This is a genomic window from Pseudomonas sp. B34(2017) (assembly GCF_002112915.1).
In the GTDB taxonomy this organism is placed as follows: domain Bacteria; phylum Pseudomonadota; class Gammaproteobacteria; order Pseudomonadales; family Pseudomonadaceae; genus Aquipseudomonas; species Aquipseudomonas pharyngis.
In genome coordinates this window covers 541,105-560,833 of the sequence record NZ_NEJA01000005.1, presented here as the reverse complement: position 1 = coordinate 560,833, position 19,729 = coordinate 541,105, and the positions used below count along the sequence as shown (strand labels likewise).

The 19,729-nt window shown below is 61.6% G+C and carries 19 protein-coding genes; 12 read left to right on the top strand and 7 right to left on the bottom strand.

The genetic code is table 11. The annotated features are described in order from the left end of the window. The first annotated feature begins 58 nt into the window (after window positions 1-58). Window positions 59-1,270, top strand: coding sequence for a response regulator (locus CAF80_RS19120; RefSeq protein ID WP_085667633.1), 1,212 nt, complete (start codon window positions 59-61; stop codon window positions 1,268-1,270). Between the two features lie 27 nt (window positions 1,271-1,297). On the opposite strand, the gene CAF80_RS19115 is transcribed toward CAF80_RS19120, so the two are convergent. Both CAF80_RS19115 and desA read right to left on the bottom strand, forming a co-directional pair. After that, entirely contained in the window at window positions 1,298-2,287 is a 990-nt protein-coding gene (locus CAF80_RS19115; RefSeq protein ID WP_039772980.1) for a sensor domain-containing diguanylate cyclase, read from the bottom strand. Window positions 2,288-2,433: 146 nt separating this feature from the next. Further along, window positions 2,434-3,618 carry a delta-9 fatty acid desaturase DesA gene (desA, locus tag CAF80_RS19110; protein ID WP_039772978.1) on the bottom strand — a complete coding sequence of 395 codons (1,185 nt, stop codon included), beginning with the start codon at window positions 3,616-3,618 and terminating at the stop codon, window positions 2,434-2,436. A gap of 147 nt (window positions 3,619-3,765) precedes the next feature. Between desA and dibA the strand changes: the two genes are divergently transcribed. The 6 genes from dibA to CAF80_RS19080 all read left to right on the top strand — a co-directional run bounded on the left by dibA (window position 3,766) and on the right by CAF80_RS19080 (window position 9,980). Continuing rightward, on the top strand, window positions 3,766-5,685 hold the full coding sequence (gene dibA / locus CAF80_RS19105) for a phosphodiesterase DibA (RefSeq protein WP_085667634.1): 1,920 nt from the start codon (window positions 3,766-3,768) through the stop codon (window positions 5,683-5,685). A gap of 190 nt (window positions 5,686-5,875) precedes the next feature. Further along, window positions 5,876-6,058, top strand: coding sequence for a sulfur starvation response protein OscA (gene oscA / locus CAF80_RS19100; protein WP_039772974.1), 183 nt, complete (start codon window positions 5,876-5,878; stop codon window positions 6,056-6,058). A 139-nt stretch (window positions 6,059-6,197) separates the two neighbouring features. After that, on the top strand, window positions 6,198-7,211 hold the full coding sequence (locus tag CAF80_RS19095; protein WP_011331904.1) for a sulfate ABC transporter substrate-binding protein: 1,014 nt from the start codon (window positions 6,198-6,200) through the stop codon (window positions 7,209-7,211). Between the two features lie 71 nt (window positions 7,212-7,282). Then, window positions 7,283-8,101, top strand: coding sequence for a sulfate ABC transporter permease subunit CysT (gene cysT / locus CAF80_RS19090; protein ID WP_007952818.1), 819 nt, complete (start codon window positions 7,283-7,285; stop codon window positions 8,099-8,101). A gap of 13 nt (window positions 8,102-8,114) precedes the next feature. Continuing rightward, entirely contained in the window at window positions 8,115-8,987 is an 873-nt protein-coding gene (gene cysW / locus CAF80_RS19085) for a sulfate ABC transporter permease subunit CysW (protein ID WP_011331905.1), read from the top strand. A 3-nt stretch (window positions 8,988-8,990) separates the two neighbouring features. After that, on the top strand, window positions 8,991-9,980 hold the full coding sequence (locus CAF80_RS19080; protein ID WP_074689378.1) for a sulfate/molybdate ABC transporter ATP-binding protein: 990 nt from the start codon (window positions 8,991-8,993) through the stop codon (window positions 9,978-9,980). Window positions 9,981-10,103: 123 nt separating this feature from the next. Here the strand turns inward: CAF80_RS19080 and CAF80_RS19075 are convergent, their stop codons facing one another. Beyond that, the gene (locus CAF80_RS19075; protein WP_085667635.1) at window positions 10,104-10,628 is read right to left on the bottom strand and encodes a DUF962 domain-containing protein; all 525 of its coding nucleotides are present in this window, start codon (window positions 10,626-10,628) and stop codon (window positions 10,104-10,106) included. An 85-nt stretch (window positions 10,629-10,713) separates the two neighbouring features. Here CAF80_RS19075 and CAF80_RS19070 point away from each other — a divergent pair, with 85 nt between their 5' ends. Then, entirely contained in the window at window positions 10,714-11,397 is a 684-nt protein-coding gene (locus CAF80_RS19070; protein WP_074689381.1) for a Crp/Fnr family transcriptional regulator, read from the top strand. 61 nt (window positions 11,398-11,458) lie between these two features. Here CAF80_RS19070 and uraH read toward each other — a convergent pair whose 3' ends face one another. Both uraH and CAF80_RS19060 read right to left on the bottom strand, forming a co-directional pair. Then, window positions 11,459-11,869 (bottom strand): hydroxyisourate hydrolase, encoded by a 411-nt coding sequence (gene uraH, locus CAF80_RS19065; protein ID WP_074689383.1) that lies wholly within the window; start codon window positions 11,867-11,869, stop codon window positions 11,459-11,461. 16 nt (window positions 11,870-11,885) lie between these two features. Further along, complete coding sequence (locus CAF80_RS19060) at window positions 11,886-12,368, bottom strand: heme-binding protein (RefSeq protein ID WP_074689385.1); 483 nt, start codon at window positions 12,366-12,368, stop codon at window positions 11,886-11,888. 136 nt (window positions 12,369-12,504) lie between these two features. Between CAF80_RS19060 and CAF80_RS19055 the strand changes: the two genes are divergently transcribed. From CAF80_RS19055 to CAF80_RS19045, 3 genes are read left to right on the top strand one after another with little or no spacing between them, the layout of a single operon-like run. Continuing rightward, complete coding sequence (locus CAF80_RS19055; protein ID WP_039772967.1) at window positions 12,505-13,185, top strand: heavy metal response regulator transcription factor; 681 nt, start codon at window positions 12,505-12,507, stop codon at window positions 13,183-13,185. After that, window positions 13,175-14,587 carry a heavy metal sensor histidine kinase gene (locus CAF80_RS19050; RefSeq protein ID WP_085667636.1) on the top strand — a complete coding sequence of 471 codons (1,413 nt, stop codon included), beginning with the start codon at window positions 13,175-13,177 and terminating at the stop codon, window positions 14,585-14,587. Before CAF80_RS19055 ends, CAF80_RS19050 begins: the two co-directional genes overlap by 11 nt. Then, a complete protein-coding gene (locus CAF80_RS19045; RefSeq protein WP_085667637.1) occupies window positions 14,580-15,803 on the top strand; it encodes a type II toxin-antitoxin system HipA family toxin in 1,224 nt (407 codons plus the stop codon). The genes CAF80_RS19050 and CAF80_RS19045 overlap by 8 nt, the downstream gene beginning before the upstream one ends. 15 nt (window positions 15,804-15,818) lie before the next feature. Here the strand turns inward: CAF80_RS19045 and CAF80_RS19040 are convergent, their stop codons facing one another. After that, complete coding sequence (locus tag CAF80_RS19040; RefSeq protein ID WP_085667638.1) at window positions 15,819-16,823, bottom strand: AraC family transcriptional regulator; 1,005 nt, start codon at window positions 16,821-16,823, stop codon at window positions 15,819-15,821. Between the two features lie 100 nt (window positions 16,824-16,923). Here CAF80_RS19040 and CAF80_RS19035 point away from each other — a divergent pair, with 100 nt between their 5' ends. After that, on the top strand, window positions 16,924-17,997 hold the full coding sequence (locus tag CAF80_RS19035) for a fatty acid desaturase (RefSeq protein ID WP_085667639.1): 1,074 nt from the start codon (window positions 16,924-16,926) through the stop codon (window positions 17,995-17,997). Between the two features lie 109 nt (window positions 17,998-18,106). Here the strand turns inward: CAF80_RS19035 and CAF80_RS19030 are convergent, their stop codons facing one another. Continuing rightward, window positions 18,107-19,717, bottom strand: a complete 1,611-nt coding sequence (locus tag CAF80_RS19030) for an arylsulfatase (protein ID WP_074689395.1) — start codon at window positions 19,715-19,717, stop codon at window positions 18,107-18,109. Between the last annotated feature and the right edge of the window lie 12 nt (window positions 19,718-19,729).

Here is a 19,729-nt window from a genome sequence, read left to right as displayed (position 1 = left end):
AGGTTGTACCGAAACGCCAGCATTGGCTAAGGTTCAAGCATTGCAAGGGAGGGCGAGCATGACGGCCGTCGATTTACCCGCTGTACCAAGAGTCCTGATTGCCGAGGCCGACCCGTGGTCTCGTGACCTGCTCAAACAAGTGTTGCTGAATGTGCGTTGCGACGCGCGGCTGGATCTGTGCGCCGATGGCCAGGAGGCAATGACGCTGCTCAGCGAAGTGCCCTATGACCTGGCGATCGTCGACTGGGAGTTGCCCGGCGTCGATGGCTTGAACGTGTTGCGCAGCGTGCGCCAGCGCAAACGCAACCCGCCGCTGCCGTTCATTCTGATGAGCAGTCGCAACGACAGCGCCAGCGTGCGCGAAGCCTTGCCGCTGGCGCCGACTGCCTACCTGGCCAAACCCCTGAACATGGATAGCCTGACCGAGCGTTTGCAGGGGCTGCTGCTGAACGCCGGTGAGGAAGTGTTCTGCGAAGTACCGGCGCTGGCGCCGGGCATGACCCTCTCGGTATTCCTCGAACGTCGCCGCGAGCAGGCCGACGGCGCGCCGCTGATGACCGACGTGCAGGTGGCGGTCAAGCGCAGCCTCAATCCCAACGGGCTGGATCTGAAGCTGCTGGAAGAGGAAATTCGCACCGACCCGCAGATCACCGCCGTGTTGATCGCCGCCGCCAACAGCGCCGCCCAGCATCATGGCGCGCCGGTGCAGACCCTGGCGCAGGCGCTGCATCGTCTGGGCACCGGGCAAAGCATGAACCTGATCCTTGGCCTGGCACTCAAGCGCAGCGCCCGGCTCAGCGACCCGTGTCTGGCCGACTACGCCGAGCGCTATTGGGGCCTGTCGCTGCACACCGCCGAGTACGCCCGCACGCTGGCGCGGTTGCTCGATCTGGATCAGGAACGCTGCTACTGCGCCGGGATGCTCCATCGCCTCGGCGATCTGGCGTTGCTGCGTTGTCTTCAAGAGTGGAAGCAGGCCGGCGGCGAGCTGGATGAACTGGAGGAAGTCGGCGATGCGCTGGCCGAATTCGGTGCGGCGTATGGCTCGGCGCTGCGCACTCGCTGGCGTTTGCCGCTGGAGTTGCGCGAGCTGATTGCCTCGGTCTACCAGCTCGGTGGCGGGGTGTATTCCCGCGAGGCATTGGTGATGAACATGGCGGCGCAGATGGCGCGGCTGACCGAGCATGAGGGCGTTGAGGAGCTGGCGAAGAGCCGCACGGCGCGCTTGCTCAAGATCGGCTTGCCGGAGCTGATGCGGATGCGCAAATAGCGGCTTGATTGCGCATCCGCTCTTGAATCAGGCGGAAATGATCCGGTTCTTGCCCTGCCGTTTGGCCTCGTACATCGCCGCGTCTGCGCGGGCGAACAGGGTGTCGAGGCTTTCGTCATCCGGGGTGAGGCTGGTCAGGCCCTGGCTGACGGTGATACCGAACGTCTGTTCACCGTGATTGAAACTCAGCCGCTGGATTTCCCGTTGCAGCCGTTCGGCCACCTGCATCGCCATGTCCGGCGCACAGCCCGGGAAAACCGCAGCGAATTCCTCACCGCCAATCCGCCCGAACAGGTCTCCCCGGCGCAATGATGCTCGCCCGCATTCGGCGATCCGTTGCAGCACGTTGTCGCCCTCCGGGTGGCCGTAGGTGTCGTTGATCACTTTGAAGTCATCGATGTCCAGCAGCAGGAACGCCATTTGCGCGCCTTGCAGGCGGGCTTGTTCAAATTCCCGGTGGGCGCATTCGAAGAAGTGCCGGCGATTGCTGCTCTGGGTCAGTACGTCGGTGGTGGCCAGGCGTTGCAGCTCGGTTTCCATTTGCTTCTTGTCGGTGATGTCTTCGGCGATGCCGACGATGATCACCGGTTGCCCCGGTTCGTCCTGACGATTGATGAAGCACTTGTCGCTGACCCAGCGAACCTGGCCGTCGGCGGCGATGATCCGGTATTCGCGGTCTTCCACGGCGCCTTTGTGCAGCACTTCGGCGAGGCTGCGTTCGGCGTATTCCAGATCATCCGGGTAGATGCTGTCGCGCCACTGGTTGTAGTCGGCCAGCAACAGGCCGGCGGAACGACCGAAGATCCGCTCGTAAGCGGGGCTGACGTACAACACCTGACGGGTTTCCCAGTTGAAGGCCCAAAGCACGGCGTTGACGCTGACCAGCAGCGAACTGAACAGCTGCTCGCGTTCGCTGAGCCGGGCGACTTCGCCCTGGGCGTGCATCAATGCCATCAGGGTTTGCGCGGCCTCGGGCCACTGGGGAGGGGATGAGTCTTTTTGATTGTTGTTGACCATCGACACGAATCTCAAAGGGCGTGCCGATCAATCGACAACGGCCACGGGAAAACCCGCCGGGGGTGGCGAAGTGTCTTTGAGATAGGGGATCGAGGGTGAAGTTCCGAAGGGTGCGCACGGGAACCGGGCGCACCGATCAACGGCACTCAGGCGGCGACAGGGCGCAGCGAGTAGGTTTTCAACTGGTCAGCGAATTCGCGCAGGGACTGGATGCCGCTGGCCTCGGCCTCGTGTACCCATTCCTTGATGGCGGCGAGCATGTCGTGGCCATTTGCGCTGGTCTTGACCCAGATCTGCTGCAGGGCCAGGCGTTTCTCGTAGATTACCTTCAGCGCCTGGCTGTGCTCGAGCATGTTCTGGATGCGCGCGTGGTGGCGATCTTCCAGCAGACTGGTTTCCCGCGAGAGCAGGCGTTTGGCCCGGTGGAACTGGTGGCGTACCGAATGATCGACCTTGGCCAGTTCCTGCTTGACCAGCGGGCCGATCACCAGCTTGCGGTACTGGGCCATGATCTGGAAGCGGTTGTTGAGGATCGCCATGGCGGTGTCCATGTCCAGGCTGCCCTTGCCTTCGACGCGGTGGGCGATCGGCGCGACCCGCTGGACCTTGGCCAGACGCAGGAAGCTGAAGACCTGGATCCAGGCCCAGCCGAGGTCGAACTCCCACTTCTTGACCGACAGCTTGGCCGAGTTGGGGTAGGTGTGATGGTTGTTGTGCAGTTCTTCGCCGCCGATCAGGATGCCCCAAGGCACCAGATTGGTCGCCGCGTCGCGGCATTCGAAGTTGCGGTAGCCGACGGCATGGCCGAGACCGTTGACCACGCCGGCCGCCCAGACCGGGATCCACATCATCTGGATCGCCCAGATGGTGATGCCGATGGTGCCGAACAGCAGCAGGTCGACGACGGCCATGATCGCCACGCCCAGCAGCCGGTAGCGGCTGTAGAGGTTGCGCTCGATCCAGTCTTCGGGGCAGTTCTTGCCGTAGATGCGCAGGGTTTCCGGGTTCTGCGCTTCTTCGCGGTACAGCTCGGCACCTTTGCGCAGGACGGTGGAAAGACCCTTGACGACCGGGCTGTGCGGGTCGTCTTCGGTTTCGCATTTGGCGTGGTGTTTGCGGTGGATGGCAGTCCACTCACGGGTGTTCTGCGCCGTGGTCAGCCACAGCCAGAAACGGAAGAAATGCTTCAGGCCGGCATTCAGCTCCAGGGAGCGATGGGCCGAGTAGCGGTGCAAGTAGACCGTGACGGCAACGATCGTCACGTGGGTCATCACCAGGGTGACGGCGACCAGCGACCAGGCCGACAAGCCAAGAAAACCTTCGTACCACATAGGCTATAGGGCCCTCGATAAAGAAAAAAACAGCCGTTGCATTATCACCAAGCACACAGATAAAACCAGTCGCCCTTTCAGATAAGAGATGGCTGGATGTTTCTTGACCTATAATCCCGACATTTTTGTAGGGACATGGACGGCCGAATGTCTGCCACATACCGCGATGCCTTGCGTGCAGCGCTGCTTTACCTGGTCCTTGCCGTGGTCTGGCTGCAAGGTACTGGTTATTTATTGAACAGTTTCTTCGATAGCTCTGACGAGTTGCTGCGCTGGCAACTGATCAACGGCTACCTGCTCGTGGTGCTCAGCGCCGGGTTGATCTTCCTGGCCCGGGCGCGGCTGTTCGAATGCCTGGGCATCGGCGCCCGATTGCGTGAACGCCAGGCAGATCGCGAACGCCTGCGTCAGGCCGCTGCGGTATTCGATTGCACCCGCGAAGGCGTGCTGGTCACGGACCGGCAGGGGCTGATCGTGCACGTCAATCGCGCGTTTATGGAAATCACCGGTTATCAGCGCGATGAAGTCATCGGCCAGCAGCCCAGCCTGTTCAAGTCCGGGCATCATCCGCCGGGGTTCTATCAAGCGATGTTCGCTTCTTTACAGGCGCGGGACGAATGGAGCGGCGAGATCTGGAACCGGCGCAAGAGCGGTGAAATCTACCCGCAATGGCAGACGATCCGGGTCATTCGTGACGATGACAACCGTCTCAGCCATTACGTCGCGGTGTTTTCCGACATCAGCGCGATCAAGGATTCCGAGCACGAACTCAAGCACCTGGCCCACCACGATCCGCTGACCGACCTGCCCAACCGCCTGCTGTTCAGCGACCGCGCCGAACAGGCGCTGGCATCGGCGCAGACCCACAAGCGCGGCTGCGCATTGCTGATGATCGATCTGGACCATTTCAAACTGATCAACGACAGCCTCGGTCACACCATTGGTGACCGTTTGCTCAAGGCCGTCGCCGCGCGTTTGCAGGGGTTGTTCGGGCCGGGCATCACCCTGGCGCGGCTGGGCGGCGATGAATTCGCGGTTCTGCTGGAAAGTTGTCCACAGCCGGCACAGGCGGCAGCGCTGGCTCAGCGTATTCTCGATGCGCTCAAGGAGCCGTTCTGCCTCGACGGCCATGAACTGTTCATCAACGCCAGCCTCGGCATCAGCCTGTTTCCCAGCGATGCACTGAGTGCCGAACAGCTGTTGCGCAACGCCGATGCGGCGCTGTTCAAGGCCAAGAGCAGCGGCCGCAATGGCTACGCGCTGTACACCGAAGAGCTCACGGCTCACGCCCAGCAGCGGGTCGAAATCGCCTTCGAGTTGCGCCGCGCGCTGGAGCAGCAGGAACTGCGGGTCTACTACCAACCGGTGCACGACCTGCAAACCAGTCGCCTGATCGGCGTCGAGGCGCTGGTGCGTTGGGAGCATCCGCAGCGGGGCCTGGTGTCGCCGGCGGAGTTCATCCCGATTGCCGAGCGTACCGGGCTGATCTCGGAAATCGACGCCTGGGTCATGCAGCAGGCCTGCCGGCAGATGTGCCAATGGCAGCAGGCCGGGGTGGTGCTGTCGTTTGTCGCGGTGAACGTGTCCTCGCGGTTATTCGCTCGCCGCGAGTTGTATCAGCAGGTGGCGCAGGTGCTGCACGAGACCGGCCTGGATCCGGCCTATCTGGAGCTGGAAGTCACCGAAAGCGCGGTGATGGACGATCCGGAAGTCGCGCTGGAACAGATGCATCGTTTGCGCGAGCTGGGCATTCGTCTGGCCATCGATGACTTCGGCACCGGTTATTCGTCGTTGCTGCGGCTCAAGCGCCTGCCGGTGCAGAAGCTCAAGATCGATCAGGGTTTCGTCGCCGGCCTGCCGTGGGACGAGGACGATGCGGCGATCGTCCGGGTGATCATCGCCCTGGCCCGCAGCATGGGCATGCAGGTGCATGCCGAGGGCATCGAGCAGGTGGAACAGGCCGCGTTCCTGCTGGAGCAGGCCTGTGATCTGGGGCAGGGCTACTGGTTTGGGCGACCGGTCCCGGAAGCGCAAATCGACTGGAACCGGGCGCCCTTGATCGGTTGATGACGGCGTACGGCGGGTTTGCCGGCGGGCAAATCCGCCGCAAACCCTTGCTGCATCACATAATGTTTTCCAGTTATATAAACATTCTTAAATAGTCTTTTTAAGAATATCCGCGCCTCTCTTATATTGCTCCCACGCCGAACGCAGTGCCGCCCACTGCCAGGCATATCCCATACAAAGGAGCAGCACCATGAGCGCATCCCTGCGTAGCGTTGACGGTCAGGACGAAAGCACCATCCTGCGCGAAATCCAGAGCGCCTTGCGCGACCTGCGTTTCGGCGCGGTGGAAATCACTGTGCATAACGCCCAGGTGGTCCAGATCGAACGCAAAGAGAAATTCCGCTTGCAGCAACCGGGCAACAAACCGAGCTGAACCCAGAAAGATTCCAGCCTGCGCCCGCTCTTGCCGGGGATCAATGCAAGAGTGGGCGCAGGCGGTGATCTTTACAGGCAACCCGATTTTCGCAATCCATAAGAAAAAGCCACCACCAAGAATTCCAGGAGCTTTCACCATGTCGTCGATTCGCCGTTACGCTTTGGCCGCCCTGGCCAGTGCTGTGTTTGCCGGTTCCGCGGTTGCCAAGGATTACGAACTGCTCAACGTGTCGTATGACCCGACGCGCGAGCTGTATCAGGATTACAACGCCGAATTCGTGAAGTACTGGCAGTCGGAGCACGCCGGCGACACTGTGAAAATCCAGCAATCCCACGGCGGTTCGGGTAAGCAGGGCCGTGCGGTGATCGACGGTCTGCGCGCCGACGTCGTGACCCTGGCCCTGGCCGGCGACATCGACGAAATCGCCAAGCTCGGCAAGACCCTGCCGGCCGACTGGCAGAAGCGTCTGCCGGACGCCAGCACTCCTTACACCTCGACCATCGTGTTCCTGGTGCGCAAGGGCAACCCGAAAGGCATCAAGGACTGGGGCGATCTGATCAAGAATGACGTCTCGGTGATCACCCCGAACCCGAAAACCTCCGGCGGTGCGCGCTGGAACTTCCTCGCGGCGTGGGCCTACGGCCTGAAAGCCAACGGCGGCAACGAAGCCAAAGCCAAGGAATACGTACAAACCCTGTTCAAACACGTACCGGTTCTGGACACCGGCGCCCGTGGCTCGACCATCACCTTCGTCAACAACGGTCAGGGTGACGTGTTGCTGGCCTGGGAAAACGAAGCCTTCCTGGCGCTGAAAGAAGACGGCGGCAAGGACAAGTTCGACATCGTCGTGCCTTCGCTGTCGATCCTCGCCGAACCACCGGTGGCTGTGGTCGACAAGAACGCCGAGAAGAAGGGCAACGAGCAGATCGCCGAAGCCTACCTCAAGCACCTGTACAGCCCGGCCGGTCAGGAAATCGCGGCGAAGAACTTCTACCGCCCGCGTGACAAGGACGTGGCCGCCAAGTACGCCCAGCAGTTCCCGAAACTGGAGCTGGTGACCATCGACAAGGACTTCGGCGGCTGGAAAACCGCACAGCCGAAATTCTTCAACGACGGTGGCGTGTTCGACCAGATCTATCAGGCGCAGTAATCTGAAATAGGTCATAAACGAGCCCCGATTTAACCGTCGGGGCTTTGTGCGTTCTCAAACCAAGGACTTTTATGTCGCGTCGTATCTCCCCCGTCATACCCGGCTTCGGGCTGACGCTGGGCTACACCTTGGTGTACCTCAGCCTGATTGTGCTAATCCCGCTGGCGGCGATGTTCGTCCACGCCGCCCAACTCACCTGGGATCAGTTCTGGACGATCATCTCCGCGCCCCGCGTGCTCGCCGCATTGAAGCTGAGCTTCGGCACCGCGCTGTGCGCCGCGATCATCAACGGCATCATCGGCACGTTGCTGGCCTGGGTGCTGGTGCGCTACACGTTCCCCGGGCGCAAGGTCATCGACGCGATGATCGATCTGCCGTTCGCCCTGCCGACCGCCGTGGCCGGTATTGCGCTGACGGCGCTGTACACCCCGACCGGACTGGTCGGGCAGTTCGCCGCCGACCTCGGTTTCAAGATCGCCTACACCCCGCTCGGGATTACTTTGGCGCTGACCTTCGTGACCTTGCCGTTCGTGGTGCGCACGGTGCAGCCGGTGCTGGCCGACATCCCGCGTGAAGTCGAAGAAGCGGCCGCATGCCTCGGTGCCAAGCCGTTGCAGGTGTTCCGCCACATTCTGCTGCCGGCGCTGTTGCCGGCCTGGCTGACCGGTTTCGCCCTGGCGTTCGCCCGTGGCGTCGGCGAGTACGGTTCGGTGATATTCATCGCCGGCAACATGCCGATGAAAACCGAGATCCTGCCGCTGCTGATCATGGTCAAGCTCGACCAGTACGATTACACCGGCGCTACCTCCATCGGCGTGTTGATGCTGGTGGTTTCCTTCGTCCTGTTGCTGCTGATCAACTTGCTGCAGCGGCGCATCGAAACCCCATAAGGAGGCGCGAACCATGTCCCAATCGTCTATTGCGGCCGCTTCCTCGGCCAACGCCGCCCGCCGTGGCAGCGCCACTTCGCGGCGGATCCTGATCGGCCTCGGCTGGCTGATTTTCTTCCTGTTTCTGCTGCTGCCGCTGTTCATCGTGGTGTCGCAGGGATTGAAGAACGGCCTCGGTGCATTCTTCACTGCGATCTTTGAACCGGATGCCTTGTCGGCGCTGAAACTCACCGTGATCGCGGTGCTGGTGTCGGTGCCGCTGAACCTGGTGTTCGGTGTCAGCGCCGCGTGGTGCGTGAGCAAGTACTCGTTCCGCGGCAAGAGCATGCTGGTGACGCTGATCGACCTGCCGTTCTCGGTATCACCGGTGATCGCCGGTCTGGTCTACGTGTTGATGTTCGGCGCCCAGGGCCTGTTCGGGCCGTGGCTGCAGGATCACGACATCCAGATCGTCTTCGCCCTGCCGGGCATCGTGCTGGCGACGATCTTCGTCACTGTGCCGTTCGTGGCCCGTGAGCTGATCCCGCTGATGCAGGAACAAGGCACTCAGGAGGAGGAAGCCGCGCGTCTGCTCGGCGCCAACGGCTGGCAGATGTTCTGGCACGTGACCGTCCCCAACATCAAATGGGGCCTGATCTATGGCGTGGTGCTGTGTACCGCGCGGGCCATGGGTGAGTTCGGTGCGGTGTCGGTGGTCTCCGGGCACATTCGCGGGGTGACCAACACCTTGCCGCTGCACGTCGAGATCCTCTACAACGAATACAACCACGTGGCCGCGTTCGCCGTGGCGAGCCTGTTGCTGATCCTGGCGCTCTTCATCCTGCTGCTCAAGCAGTGGAGCGAAAACCGTATCAACCGCCTGCGCGCCAGCGCCGCGGAGGAATAATTCATGTCGATCGAAGTGCGTAACGTCAGCAAGAATTTCAATGCGTTCAAGGCGCTGGACAACATCAGCCTGGACATCCACAGCGGTGAACTGGTAGCGCTGCTCGGCCCGTCGGGCTGCGGCAAGACCACGTTGCTGCGCATTATTGCCGGTCTGGAAACTCCGGATAACGGCAACATCGTGTTCCACGGCGAGGACGTGTCCGGCCACGACGTGCGGGATCGCAACGTCGGTTTCGTGTTCCAGCACTACGCCCTGTTCCGCCACATGACCGTGTTCGACAACGTCGCGTTCGGCCTGCGCATGAAACCGAAAAACCAGCGCCCGAACGAAAGCCAGATCGCGACCAAGGTCCACGAGCTGCTGAATATGGTGCAACTGGACTGGCTGTCGGATCGTTATCCGGAGCAACTGTCCGGCGGCCAGCGTCAGCGTATCGCCCTGGCCCGCGCCCTGGCGGTAGAGCCGAAAGTGCTGCTGCTCGATGAGCCGTTCGGCGCCCTCGATGCCAAGGTGCGTAAAGAGCTGCGCCGCTGGCTGGCGCGCCTGCACGAAGACATCAACCTGACCTCGGTGTTCGTCACCCACGATCAGGAAGAAGCGATGGAAGTGGCCGACCGCATCGTGGTGATGAACAAGGGCGTGATCGAGCAGATCGGCTCACCGGGCGACGTCTACGAAAACCCGGCCAGCGATTTCGTCTATCACTTCCTCGGCGACTCGAACCGTCTGCATCTGGGCGATGACAATCACGTGCTGTTCCGCCCGCACGAAGTGTCGCTGTCGCGGCATGAACTGGAGGATCACCACGCCGCTGAAGTCCGCGATATCCGGCCGCTGGGTGCGACCACGCGGGTGACGTTGAAGGTTGAGGGCCAGGCTGATCTGATCGAGGCGGAAGTGGTGAAAGACCACGACAGCCTGACCGGGTTGGCGAAAGGGGAGACATTGTTCTTCAAGCCGAAGGTCTGGCAGAAAGTCGCCAACGTTTGATCTCGCTCGTTCCCACGCTTTGCGTGGGAACGCCGCTATGGACGCTCCGCGTCCACTGTGACGCGGAGCGTCACGGGATGCATTCCCACGCAGAGCGTGGGAACGAGCGAGCCGGGCAGTGGTTCAGACCGCCGCGCGATGCGGATTGACCCGCACCACACCTGCCCGTGCCTCGATCTGCTCTTTCAGCTCATGCCGCATCCCGAGCATGAACGCCAGTTCGGCCACCACAAACAGCGGCCCGACAATCAGTCCGCTCACGTCATCGACGAACGCCGGTTTGCGCCCCTCGTAATGGTGTCCGACAAACTGGATCACCCAGCCGATCACGAACATCGCCAGACCGCTGCTGAGCCAGACCATGGTGCTCTGCTGCGCCAATACATGCCCGGCCCAGACCGACAGCCCCATCAACACGGTCATCAACACCCCGAGTTTCAGTTCCAGGCGCAGGTAAAACCACGCCGACGCAAGGGCAGTAATCACCGCCGGGGAAATCCACAATCCGCCCACCGCCCATTCCGGCCGCGACAACAGCACGGCCACCGCCACCACAATCAGCGGAATCCCGATAAAGTGGCTGGCGATGTTGCGCGGGTCACGGTGGTAAGCGGCGTATTGACTCAAATGATCGACGAGGCTTTTCATTGTTGTTCCTCCTGTAGGGTGATCGAATCATGCCCCGGGTTCACGGCTCGCTCTGTCAGGCAGGCGACAATCTTTCGGAGAACGCATGGATAAGGTCTGGCGTGAGCGCCTGCTGACCGGGCAATGGTTCAGTCATCTGCCCTCGTCCTTTCAGGATAGTCTGCTGGCGGCGGCCCGGGAGCGGCGGCTGGCGGCGGGGCAGCGCTTGTTCAAGCGCGGTGATGCGCCGTGCGGGCTGTACGCGGTGCTCGATGGCGCGGTACGCATCGGCGCGGTCAGCGAGCAGGGCAAGGAGGCGTTGCTGAGTCTGGTGGAGGCGCCGCACTGGTTCGGCGAAATCTGCCTGTTCGACGGCCAGCCCCGCACCCACGATGCCTACGCGGTCGGGCCCTGCACGCTGCTGAACATTCCCCAGGCCACGCTGCTGAAACTGCTCGACGAGCAACCTGTTTATTGGCGGCATCTCGCTCTGTTGATGAGCCACAAGCTGCGCCTGACCTTCATCAACCTCGAACAGCTGAGCCTGCTGCCGGCCCCGGCACGTCTGGCTCATCGCTTGCTGATGATCGCCGAGGGCTATGGCGAACTGGACCCGCCGCGCCGCGTGCTGCAACTGCCTCAGGAGCAGTTGGCGTCGATGCTGTCGCTGTCGCGGCAGACCACCAACCAGATCCTCAAGGAGTTGCAGGGGCAGGGGATTATCGGCTTGAGTTATGGCGAGATCGAAATCCTCGACGCTGTGCGACTGCGCGCGCTGGCGACCCTCTGAAGAACACGGGTTTCCCTGTGGGAGCGGGCTTGCCCGCTCCCACATTGGATCGATGTTGTTTTTACGAACCGCGATAAGTGGAGAAGCCATAAGGGCTCAGCAGCAGCGGAATGTGGTAGTGCTGATCCGTCTGCTTCACTTTAAAGATCACCGGAATCTCCGGGAAAAACGTCTCGTGCTTGGTCTTCTCGAAGTACTCACCGGTCTTGAACACCACCCGATACTCACCGGCTTCGAACGGTTTGTTCGCCGGGAACAGTTCGGCGATCCGCCCCTGTTCATTGGTGGTGCCCTGCGCCAGCGGCTGCCAGTCCTGGCCCACGTGGCGTTCCAGCGTCACGTTGATGCCCGGCGACGGCAGGCCGTTTTCCAGATTGAGTACGTGTACGCTCAGCGGGTTGCCGGCGGCGAGTGCCAGACTCGAAAAAGCGCTCAGGCCAAGCGCGGTGAAAGTCATGCGCAGTGGGGTCATGGTGATGCTCCTGGGGTCAAGTACGGTTGATGGACAGGCCGACGATGTCGGCAGCCTTGATTGCGCAGTTTTCGTCCTGCTCGCCGCCGCCGGAACCGGCCACGCCCATGGCGCCGACCAGTTCTTTCCCGGCAAACAGAGGGATGCCACCGCCTAGCAACAGCAACTCATCGAGGGTGTTGAGGTTGGCGGTTTCCGGGTTGCTGCGGGCGCGCTCGGCGAACAACCGGGTCGGGGTTTTCGTCGACAGCGCGGTGTAGGCCTTGCGTTGGCTGGCGACGGTGTTGTGCGGGCCGATACCGTCGCCGCGCAAGGTCACCAACAGGTTGCCGCCACGGTCGAGCACCGACACCGTGCCGGTGCAGGTTTCCAGCGCTGTGTCGGCCAGCAGCCGTGCGGTTTTCAGATCGAGGTCGGCGTGATGGGGCAGCTCAGGCGCGGCGATTGCGGCAGTGCCGAAGCTGATTGCCAGGCTGGCGATCAAGTATTTAGCGGTCATGGGCAGGCTCCTGAAGCGAAGGCCACCACCTTATCCGCCGGTCCCCGTCGAAACCTCGTCAGTCGGATTACAAGTTTGTAATGGGCAACGTCGCCGAAGGGGCCTAGCCTGTGTCTCTGATCAATCGAGGTGTGCCATGCGTTTGCTGGTCGTAGAAGATGAAGCCAAAACCGCGAACTTCATCGCCAAAGGGCTGGGTGAGTCGGGTTTTGCCGTGGACGTGGCGCTGAATGGCCTCGACGGTCGCTACTTTATTGAGCAGCAGGAATATGACCTGATCATCCTCGACGTGATGCTGCCGGGCCTCAACGGCTGGCAACTGCTGCAGCTGATCCGCCAGCGCGGCGCCACGCCGGTGCTGTTCCTGACGGCGAAGGACGCCATCGAAGACCGCGTGCGCGGCCTCGAACTGGGGGCCGATGACTATTTGCTCAAGCCGTTCGCCTTCGCCGAATTGCTCGCGCGGGTGCGCACGTTGTTGCGGCGCGGGCCGATGCGCGAGGCCGAGTCGTACAGCATCGCCGACCTGGAAATCGACGTGCTGCGCCGCCGGGTCAGCCGGGGCGGCCAGCGCATCGCCCTGACCAACAAGGAATTCGCCCTGCTGCATCTGCTCGCCAGCCGTCAGGGTGAAGTGCTGTCGCGCACGCTGATCGCTTCGCAGGTGTGGAACCTGAATTTCGACAGCGATACCAACATGGTCGAAGTCGCGGTGCGTCGGCTGCGTTCGAAAGTCGATGATCCATACATGCCCAAACTGATCCACACCGTGCGCGGGGTCGGCTATCAACTCGAAGCGCCCGACGATGCGCGCTAGATCCATCGCCTGGCGCCTGGCCCTGGCGTTCGCTGCTGTCTGTGCGTTGGTACTCAGCGCGATTGGCGTGTTCCTGTATCGCTCGCTGGCCTCGGAAATCGCCTGGCGCGACGACATGGCGTTACTCGGTCGCCTGGAACAGGTGCGCGCGCTGCTCGCCGACAGCGACAGCCTCGACGCCCTGCAGGCGCGGCCACGGCTGTACCAGAACATGCTGGGCAACCTCGACAGTCTGCTGCTGGTGCAACGCGCGGACGGCTCGAATGTGATCACGATCAACCCTCGCCAGCGCGCACTGCCGCCCGTGCAGGCCATCCCCCGGGATCAGCCGCCGCAACGCCGTGATGTGCTGACCTGGCAGGCGGCGGACGGTGTCGAGCTGGCCCTGCTGTCAGGTCAGGCCCAAGGGCCGAACGGCGAAGCGCTGACCGTTATCGCCGGCAAGGTCTTGAGCGAGCGCGAGCAGATGCTCGGCAGCTATCGCCTGCGCTTGTATCTGGCCGTCGGCCTTGGCGCCTTGCTTGCCTTCACCTTGGGTCTGGTGCTGTTGCGCCGAGGCTTGCGCCCTCTGCGCAAGCTGAGTGAAGCGCTGCGCGGCATCGACCTGCGCAGCCTCGACCAACGCGTTCCTACCGCCGGCACGCCAGCGGAATTGCTGGAACCGGTGCACGCGCTGAACGGCATGCTGGTGCGGCTGGACGACGGCTTCCAGCGCCTCTCACAGTTTTCCGCCGACCTCGCCCACGAAATCCGCACGCCGTTGCACACCTTGCTCGCGAGCAACGGCCAGGCACTGAATTACCCGCGCAGCAGCACCGAGTATCAGGAAGTGCTGGCGTCGAACATGGAAGAGTTCGAACGGCTCAAGCGCATGGCCGAGAACCTGATGTTTCTCGCTCGCGCCGAGCAGGCTGAGCGAGCACTCGATCTGCGCACGCTGAAGTTGCACGAAATCGGCGATGAGTTATGCGACTACTTCGAAGCCCTGGCCGATGACCGGGGAATCCGTCTGGAAAACACGTTCAGCGGAGAATTGCTGGCGGATCAGCAACTGCTGCAACGCGCCTTGGGCAACCTGTTGGCCAACGCCGTACGCCATGCCGACGCCGATTCGGTCATCAGCCTGCGCCGACGCGATGAGCCAGGCCTGTGCTGGCTGCAGGTCCACAACCACGGCCCGGTTATCGCGGATGAACATCTGGGCAAACTGTTCGACCGCTTCTACCGCGTCGACCCGTCCCGCGCGGAGCCAGGAGACTCCGGCGGATTGGGACTGGCAATCGTGCAGTCGATCATGCAGTTGCATGGGGGGCGGGTGCGGGTGAGTAGTGAAGTTAAGGGAACAGTTTTTGAGCTTGGTTTCCCTCTTGATGCACCGAGGAGGGTGAATTCTCATGATTGATTTGATTCGGGGTTTGGAAATCACCGTCGCTGATAGCTCCGTAGGGACACTCGTTCGTGGGCAGTCCGGCATGGAGAGCGTGTTCAGATACTGTGAGGGCGTGAACGCTGAGAATGCTGTTTCGCTAACGATGTCAGCTCGGATGGAAAACTACGGCTGGGAGCGAGGTGTTCATCCGATTTTCGAGATGAACTTGCCAGAAGGGGCATTGCGCGATGAATTGATTCGACGCTTCGGCGAAGCAGTTCGTGACTTCGATGCTTTTGCGTTGCTGGCAATAGTGGGTTCAAGTCAGCTAGGACGGCTGGCAGTAGCCTGCGAATCGGTCACAGATCATCAGCCCGAAACGTTATTGTCCGATCTTTTGATACATGACGGCGTTCATGGCTTGTTTGACAATCTGTTGCACAAACATGGCCAGTATTCCGGTGTTTCAGGCGTGCAGCCTAAGGTGTTGGTACGCGATGGTGTGACAGCCGCTCTTTACCCGATTCACCGAGGCTCCACACATCTGGTCAAAGCCTTCCGTCCCGAAGAGTTTCCTGAGCTGGCGACCAACGAATACTTCTGTATGCGCGCCGCAGCGCTTAGCGGACTTGAAGTGCCAAAGTTTGAATTGAGTGAGCAGGGCAAGTTTCTGGTGGTCGAGCGTTTTGACCTGACTGAGCATGGCTATCTGGGTTTCGAGGACTTTTGCGTACTCAATGGCTGGCCTTCCAGAGCCAAATACGATGGTTCTTACGAAGGCGCTGCCCGACAGATCAAAGCCTTTGTTTCTCCTGCGCTGTTGAGTCAGGCGCTGGAAGCTTTTTTCAAGATCGTGGCGCTGTCAGCGGGACTGAAAAACGGCGATGCGCATCTGAAGAACTTCGGTGTGCTGTATGACCATTGCGGCGCGCAGGCTTCGATCCGGCTAGCCCCGGCTTACGACATCATCACCACATCGGTTTACATCAGGAACGACAGCCTGGCCTTGCTGTTGGGCGGGTCGAAGGCATGGCCCAAGTACAAGGCGCTGATGCGCTTCGGCCGTACGGCGTGCAATCTCACTGAAGGCCGGTGCAATGAACTACTGCAGCAGGTTGTTCATGGCATGCAGACGGCGATGGCGGAAATGCTTGAGCATTGCCGAACCCATCAGGCGTTCGCCGAGGTAGGTACGGCAATGATCGAGCAGTGGGAATCCGGGATTGAGCGCAGTCTGACCAAGGGTTGAGCGACCCATTTGCGCTCAGCGCAACTGATCCCGAAACTGCCCCGGCGTCATCCCCGTCCAGCGTTTGAACGCGCGGCTGAAGCTGCTGGTGTCGGCAAATCCCAACAGGTAACTGACCTCGCTCAGCGAGCATTGCGGATCGCGCAGGTGCAGCAGCGCGAGGTTTTCGCGGCTTTCATTCAGCAGGGTGTCGAAGCGACAACCCTCGTCTGCCAGATGCCGTTGCAGGCTGCGCAGGCTCAGGTGCAGGGCCTGGGCGATGCGTTCGGCGCTGGGTTCGCCTTCGGGCAGTTGTTCTTCGATGGCGTCGCGCACCTTGCGCTCCCAGGTCAGCGGTTTGAGCTGGGCGAGGGTGCGTTTGAGCACCGCTTCGTTGTGCTCGGCCAGTTCCGGGTTGGCGTCGTCGAGGTGGCTGTCGAAGTCGGTGAGGGCGAATTCGATCCGGTCTTCTTCGGCGCAAAAGTGCACCGGCGAGCGGAACACCTTGTGCCATTGATGCGCATCGACCGGTTCCGGGCGACGCAGGTACACCGCCAGTGGCGCGTAGTCGCGGCCCAGGCGATTGCGGCAGGTGCGTACGTAGATGGCGGCAAAGGCGTCGATGGCTTCGAAGGCGGGCGCCGGATTGCCGGCCGGGATTTTCAGGCGAAAGCGGTAGCGGTCCTCGGTGCGGGTCAGCTCCAGTTCCAGCGCGTCGCTGACCACCTGGTGATAACGCACGATCCGCTCGAACACTTCCCGCAGGCTGCCGCTGGCCACTAACGCATAGCCCAGTGCGTGAAAGGTCGTGGGGCTGACGAACCGCGACACCCGCAAGCCGATTGCCGGATCGCCGCTGACCTGCACCGCGATTTCCCACAGGCGCGTGGTGGCGGACAACGGATAGCGGGCGTTCGGGTCGTCCATCAGTTGCGGATCGAGCCCGGCCTGCTGACACAGGGCAGTGCTGTCCAGCCCCAGCGCGTCGAGTTGCTTGCGCAGGGCACGGGTCCAGCTGGCGAGAGAAGTCGGTTCCTTCATGCTGATTGGCGCTTCCGGTCAACAGGTTGGCGTTCTCGGCTACCGCGTTTGGAGTCCGCGCGAGGCAGGATGCGAACATCAATAACCAGAGGATGGAAGCATGGACCGTACTTCTGCAAGCCCCCAGCGACACAATGCTGCCCAGCGATCAGCGCATATTCGCGAAGTGGTGCTGGCCAAGGGCGTGGAACTGCGCGAGCGCTACCCGATTCTCAAGCATCAGGATGCACTCGGCGCCGGGATTCTCGCCTTTGCCCTGGCCGGAATGATCGGTTCGGCGGCGCTGTATATCAGCGGGCACCTGGCGTGGTGGGCGTGCCTGTTGCTCAACGCGTTCTTCGCTTCGCTGACCCATGAGCTTGAGCACGACCTGATCCACAGCATGTATTTCCGCAAACAGCGGGTGCCGCACAACCTGATGATGGGCCTGGTGTGGCTGGCGCGGCCGAGCACGATCAACCCGTGGATTCGCCGCCATCTGCACCTCAATCATCACAAGGTGTCCGGCACTGAAACCGACATGGAAGAACGGGCAATCACCAACGGCGAACCCTGGGGTTTTGCGCGGTTGCTGATGGTCGGGGACAACGTGATGTCAGCGTTCATCCGCATGCTGCGGGCCAAGACCTGGACGCACAAGTTCAGCATCATCAAGCGCACGCTGAAGGTGTACGCACCGTTGGCGCTAGTACATTGGGGCGCGTGGTATGTGTTTCTCGGGTTCCATGCCGCCAACGGGATCGCCTCGTTGATGGGCTCGCCGATTGAATGGTCGGCGACCACGCTTTCAGTGATGCAGGTGATCGATATCGCCGCCGTGGTGATCATTGGCCCGAACGTGTTGCGCACGTTTTGCCTGCACTTCATCAGCTCCAACATGCATTACTACGGGGATGTGGAACCGGGCAATGTGTTGCAGCAATGTCAGGTGCTGAATCCTTGGTGGCTGTGGCCGTTGCAGGCGTTCTGCTTCAACTTCGGCAGCAGTCACGGGATTCATCATTTTGTGGTGAAGGAGCCGTTTTATATTCGCCAGCTGACGGTGCCGGTGGCGCATAAGGTGATGCGGGAGATGGGGGTTCGGTTTAATGATTTCGGGACGTTTGGGCGGGCGAACAGGTTTGTACGCCAAGTGAAGGTATCGGCCGAAGAGGCTCGTACAGCTCAGGCTTGATGGGTGATTGCAACGCTCTCATCGCGAGCAGGCTCGCTCCCACAATTGAATTGTGAATACGATCCAATGTGGGAGCGAGCCTGCTCGCGATGGCAATATTTCAGCCCCCTCAATCCGGCTGAAACGGCGATTCACTCAAAATCACCCCGGTCTCCTCCACATACCGCTGCCAATGCTCGATCAGCGCTTCAAGCCTTTGCGGCTGACTCGACGCCAGGTCATGAATCTCCCCCGGATCACTCCCGAGATCGTAAAGCTGCCAGGTCGCCGGCCCCACCGGCCCGGGAATCCACACCGCCTTCCACTGTCCCTGCCGAATCGCCCGGCGCCCGAACAATTCCCAGCCGGTGACGGTGTGTTCGTCATGCACCTGCGCTGTCTCGCCGGACAAAAAGCCCAGCCACGATTTCCCGCGCAACGGCGCCACCGGTTTGCCGTGCCATTGCTTGCCGGGGTGGCGCACGCCGGCCAGATCGAGGATGGTCGGCGTGATGTCCATCACCGTGCCGAAACCATGGCTGATCTGCCCCTTCAGCGGCAGTTGCGGATAGTGCAGCAGCGCCGGAACGCGAATTCCGCCCTCGGTGGTGAACGCCTTGAACAGGCGTGACGGCGCGGTCGCCACCTGCGCCCAGTTCGGCCCGTACCAGACATAGGAATTGGCGCGGCCGATGTTGTCGAGGCTGTTGTCGTAATGCTGGCTCAGATACGTCATCAGCTCCGGACCGAATTTCGGAAAGGCTTCCAGCAGCGCACCTTCGGCACCGTTGTCGGACATGAACAGGATGAAGGTGTTGTCGAGCTGGCCCTGCTGGCGCAGGTAATCGACGACGCGGCCGATGTTCCAGTCCATGCGCTCGACCATCGCGGCGTAGACTTCCATCGCCCGGGCGGAAATGCGTTTTTGTTCATCGCTCAGCGCGTCCCATTGCGCGGTCAGCTGGATCAGCGGATGCGGTTCGACATCCGGCTCGATCAGCCCCAGCGACTTGAGTTTTTCCAGACGCTCGAGGCGCAAGACTTCGGGGCCCGCGTCGTAGCGGCCACGGTATTTTTCGACGATGTCGGCGGGCGCCTGCAACGGCCAGTGCGGTGCGGAAAACGGCAGGTAGGCGAAGAACGGCCGGCTCTGATCGCGCTCCTTGAGGTACTGCAACAGCTTGTCGCCGAAGGCGTCGGAGGAATAGAAATCCTTGGGCAATTCGTCAATGAACGTGTCGTCTTCGATGTACAGCGCCGGGGTGGATTTCAGCAGGCCGGGCGTGTGTTCATCGTAGGTGGGTTCGAATCCGTAGTGGTTCGCCGCGCCGGGTAGCAGCGAGAACGAACGCTCGAAGCCTCGGGCGTGGGGCGCCAGTTCGGCGGTCAGGCCCAAGTGCCATTTGCCGCTCATCAAGGTCTGGTAACCGGCCTCGCGCAGCAACTCCGGCAGCGCGACGACACGGTCATTGAGATAGCCTTCGTAACCCGGTTTGCCGATCAAATCCGGAGTCAGCGCTTCGGCCATGGTGCCGATGCCGGCGATGTGGTGATCGGTGCCGGTGAGCAGCATCGAGCGGGTCGGCGAACAGGTCGGTGCGGTGTGAAAATCGGTCAGGCGCAGGCCATTGTTGGCCAGGGCATCGAGGTTCGGCGTGGCGATTTCGCCGCCGAACGCGCCGATGTCAGAGAAGCCGAGATCATCGGCCAGGATCACCAGAAAGTTGGGACGTTGCGGCATCAACAGGCTCCT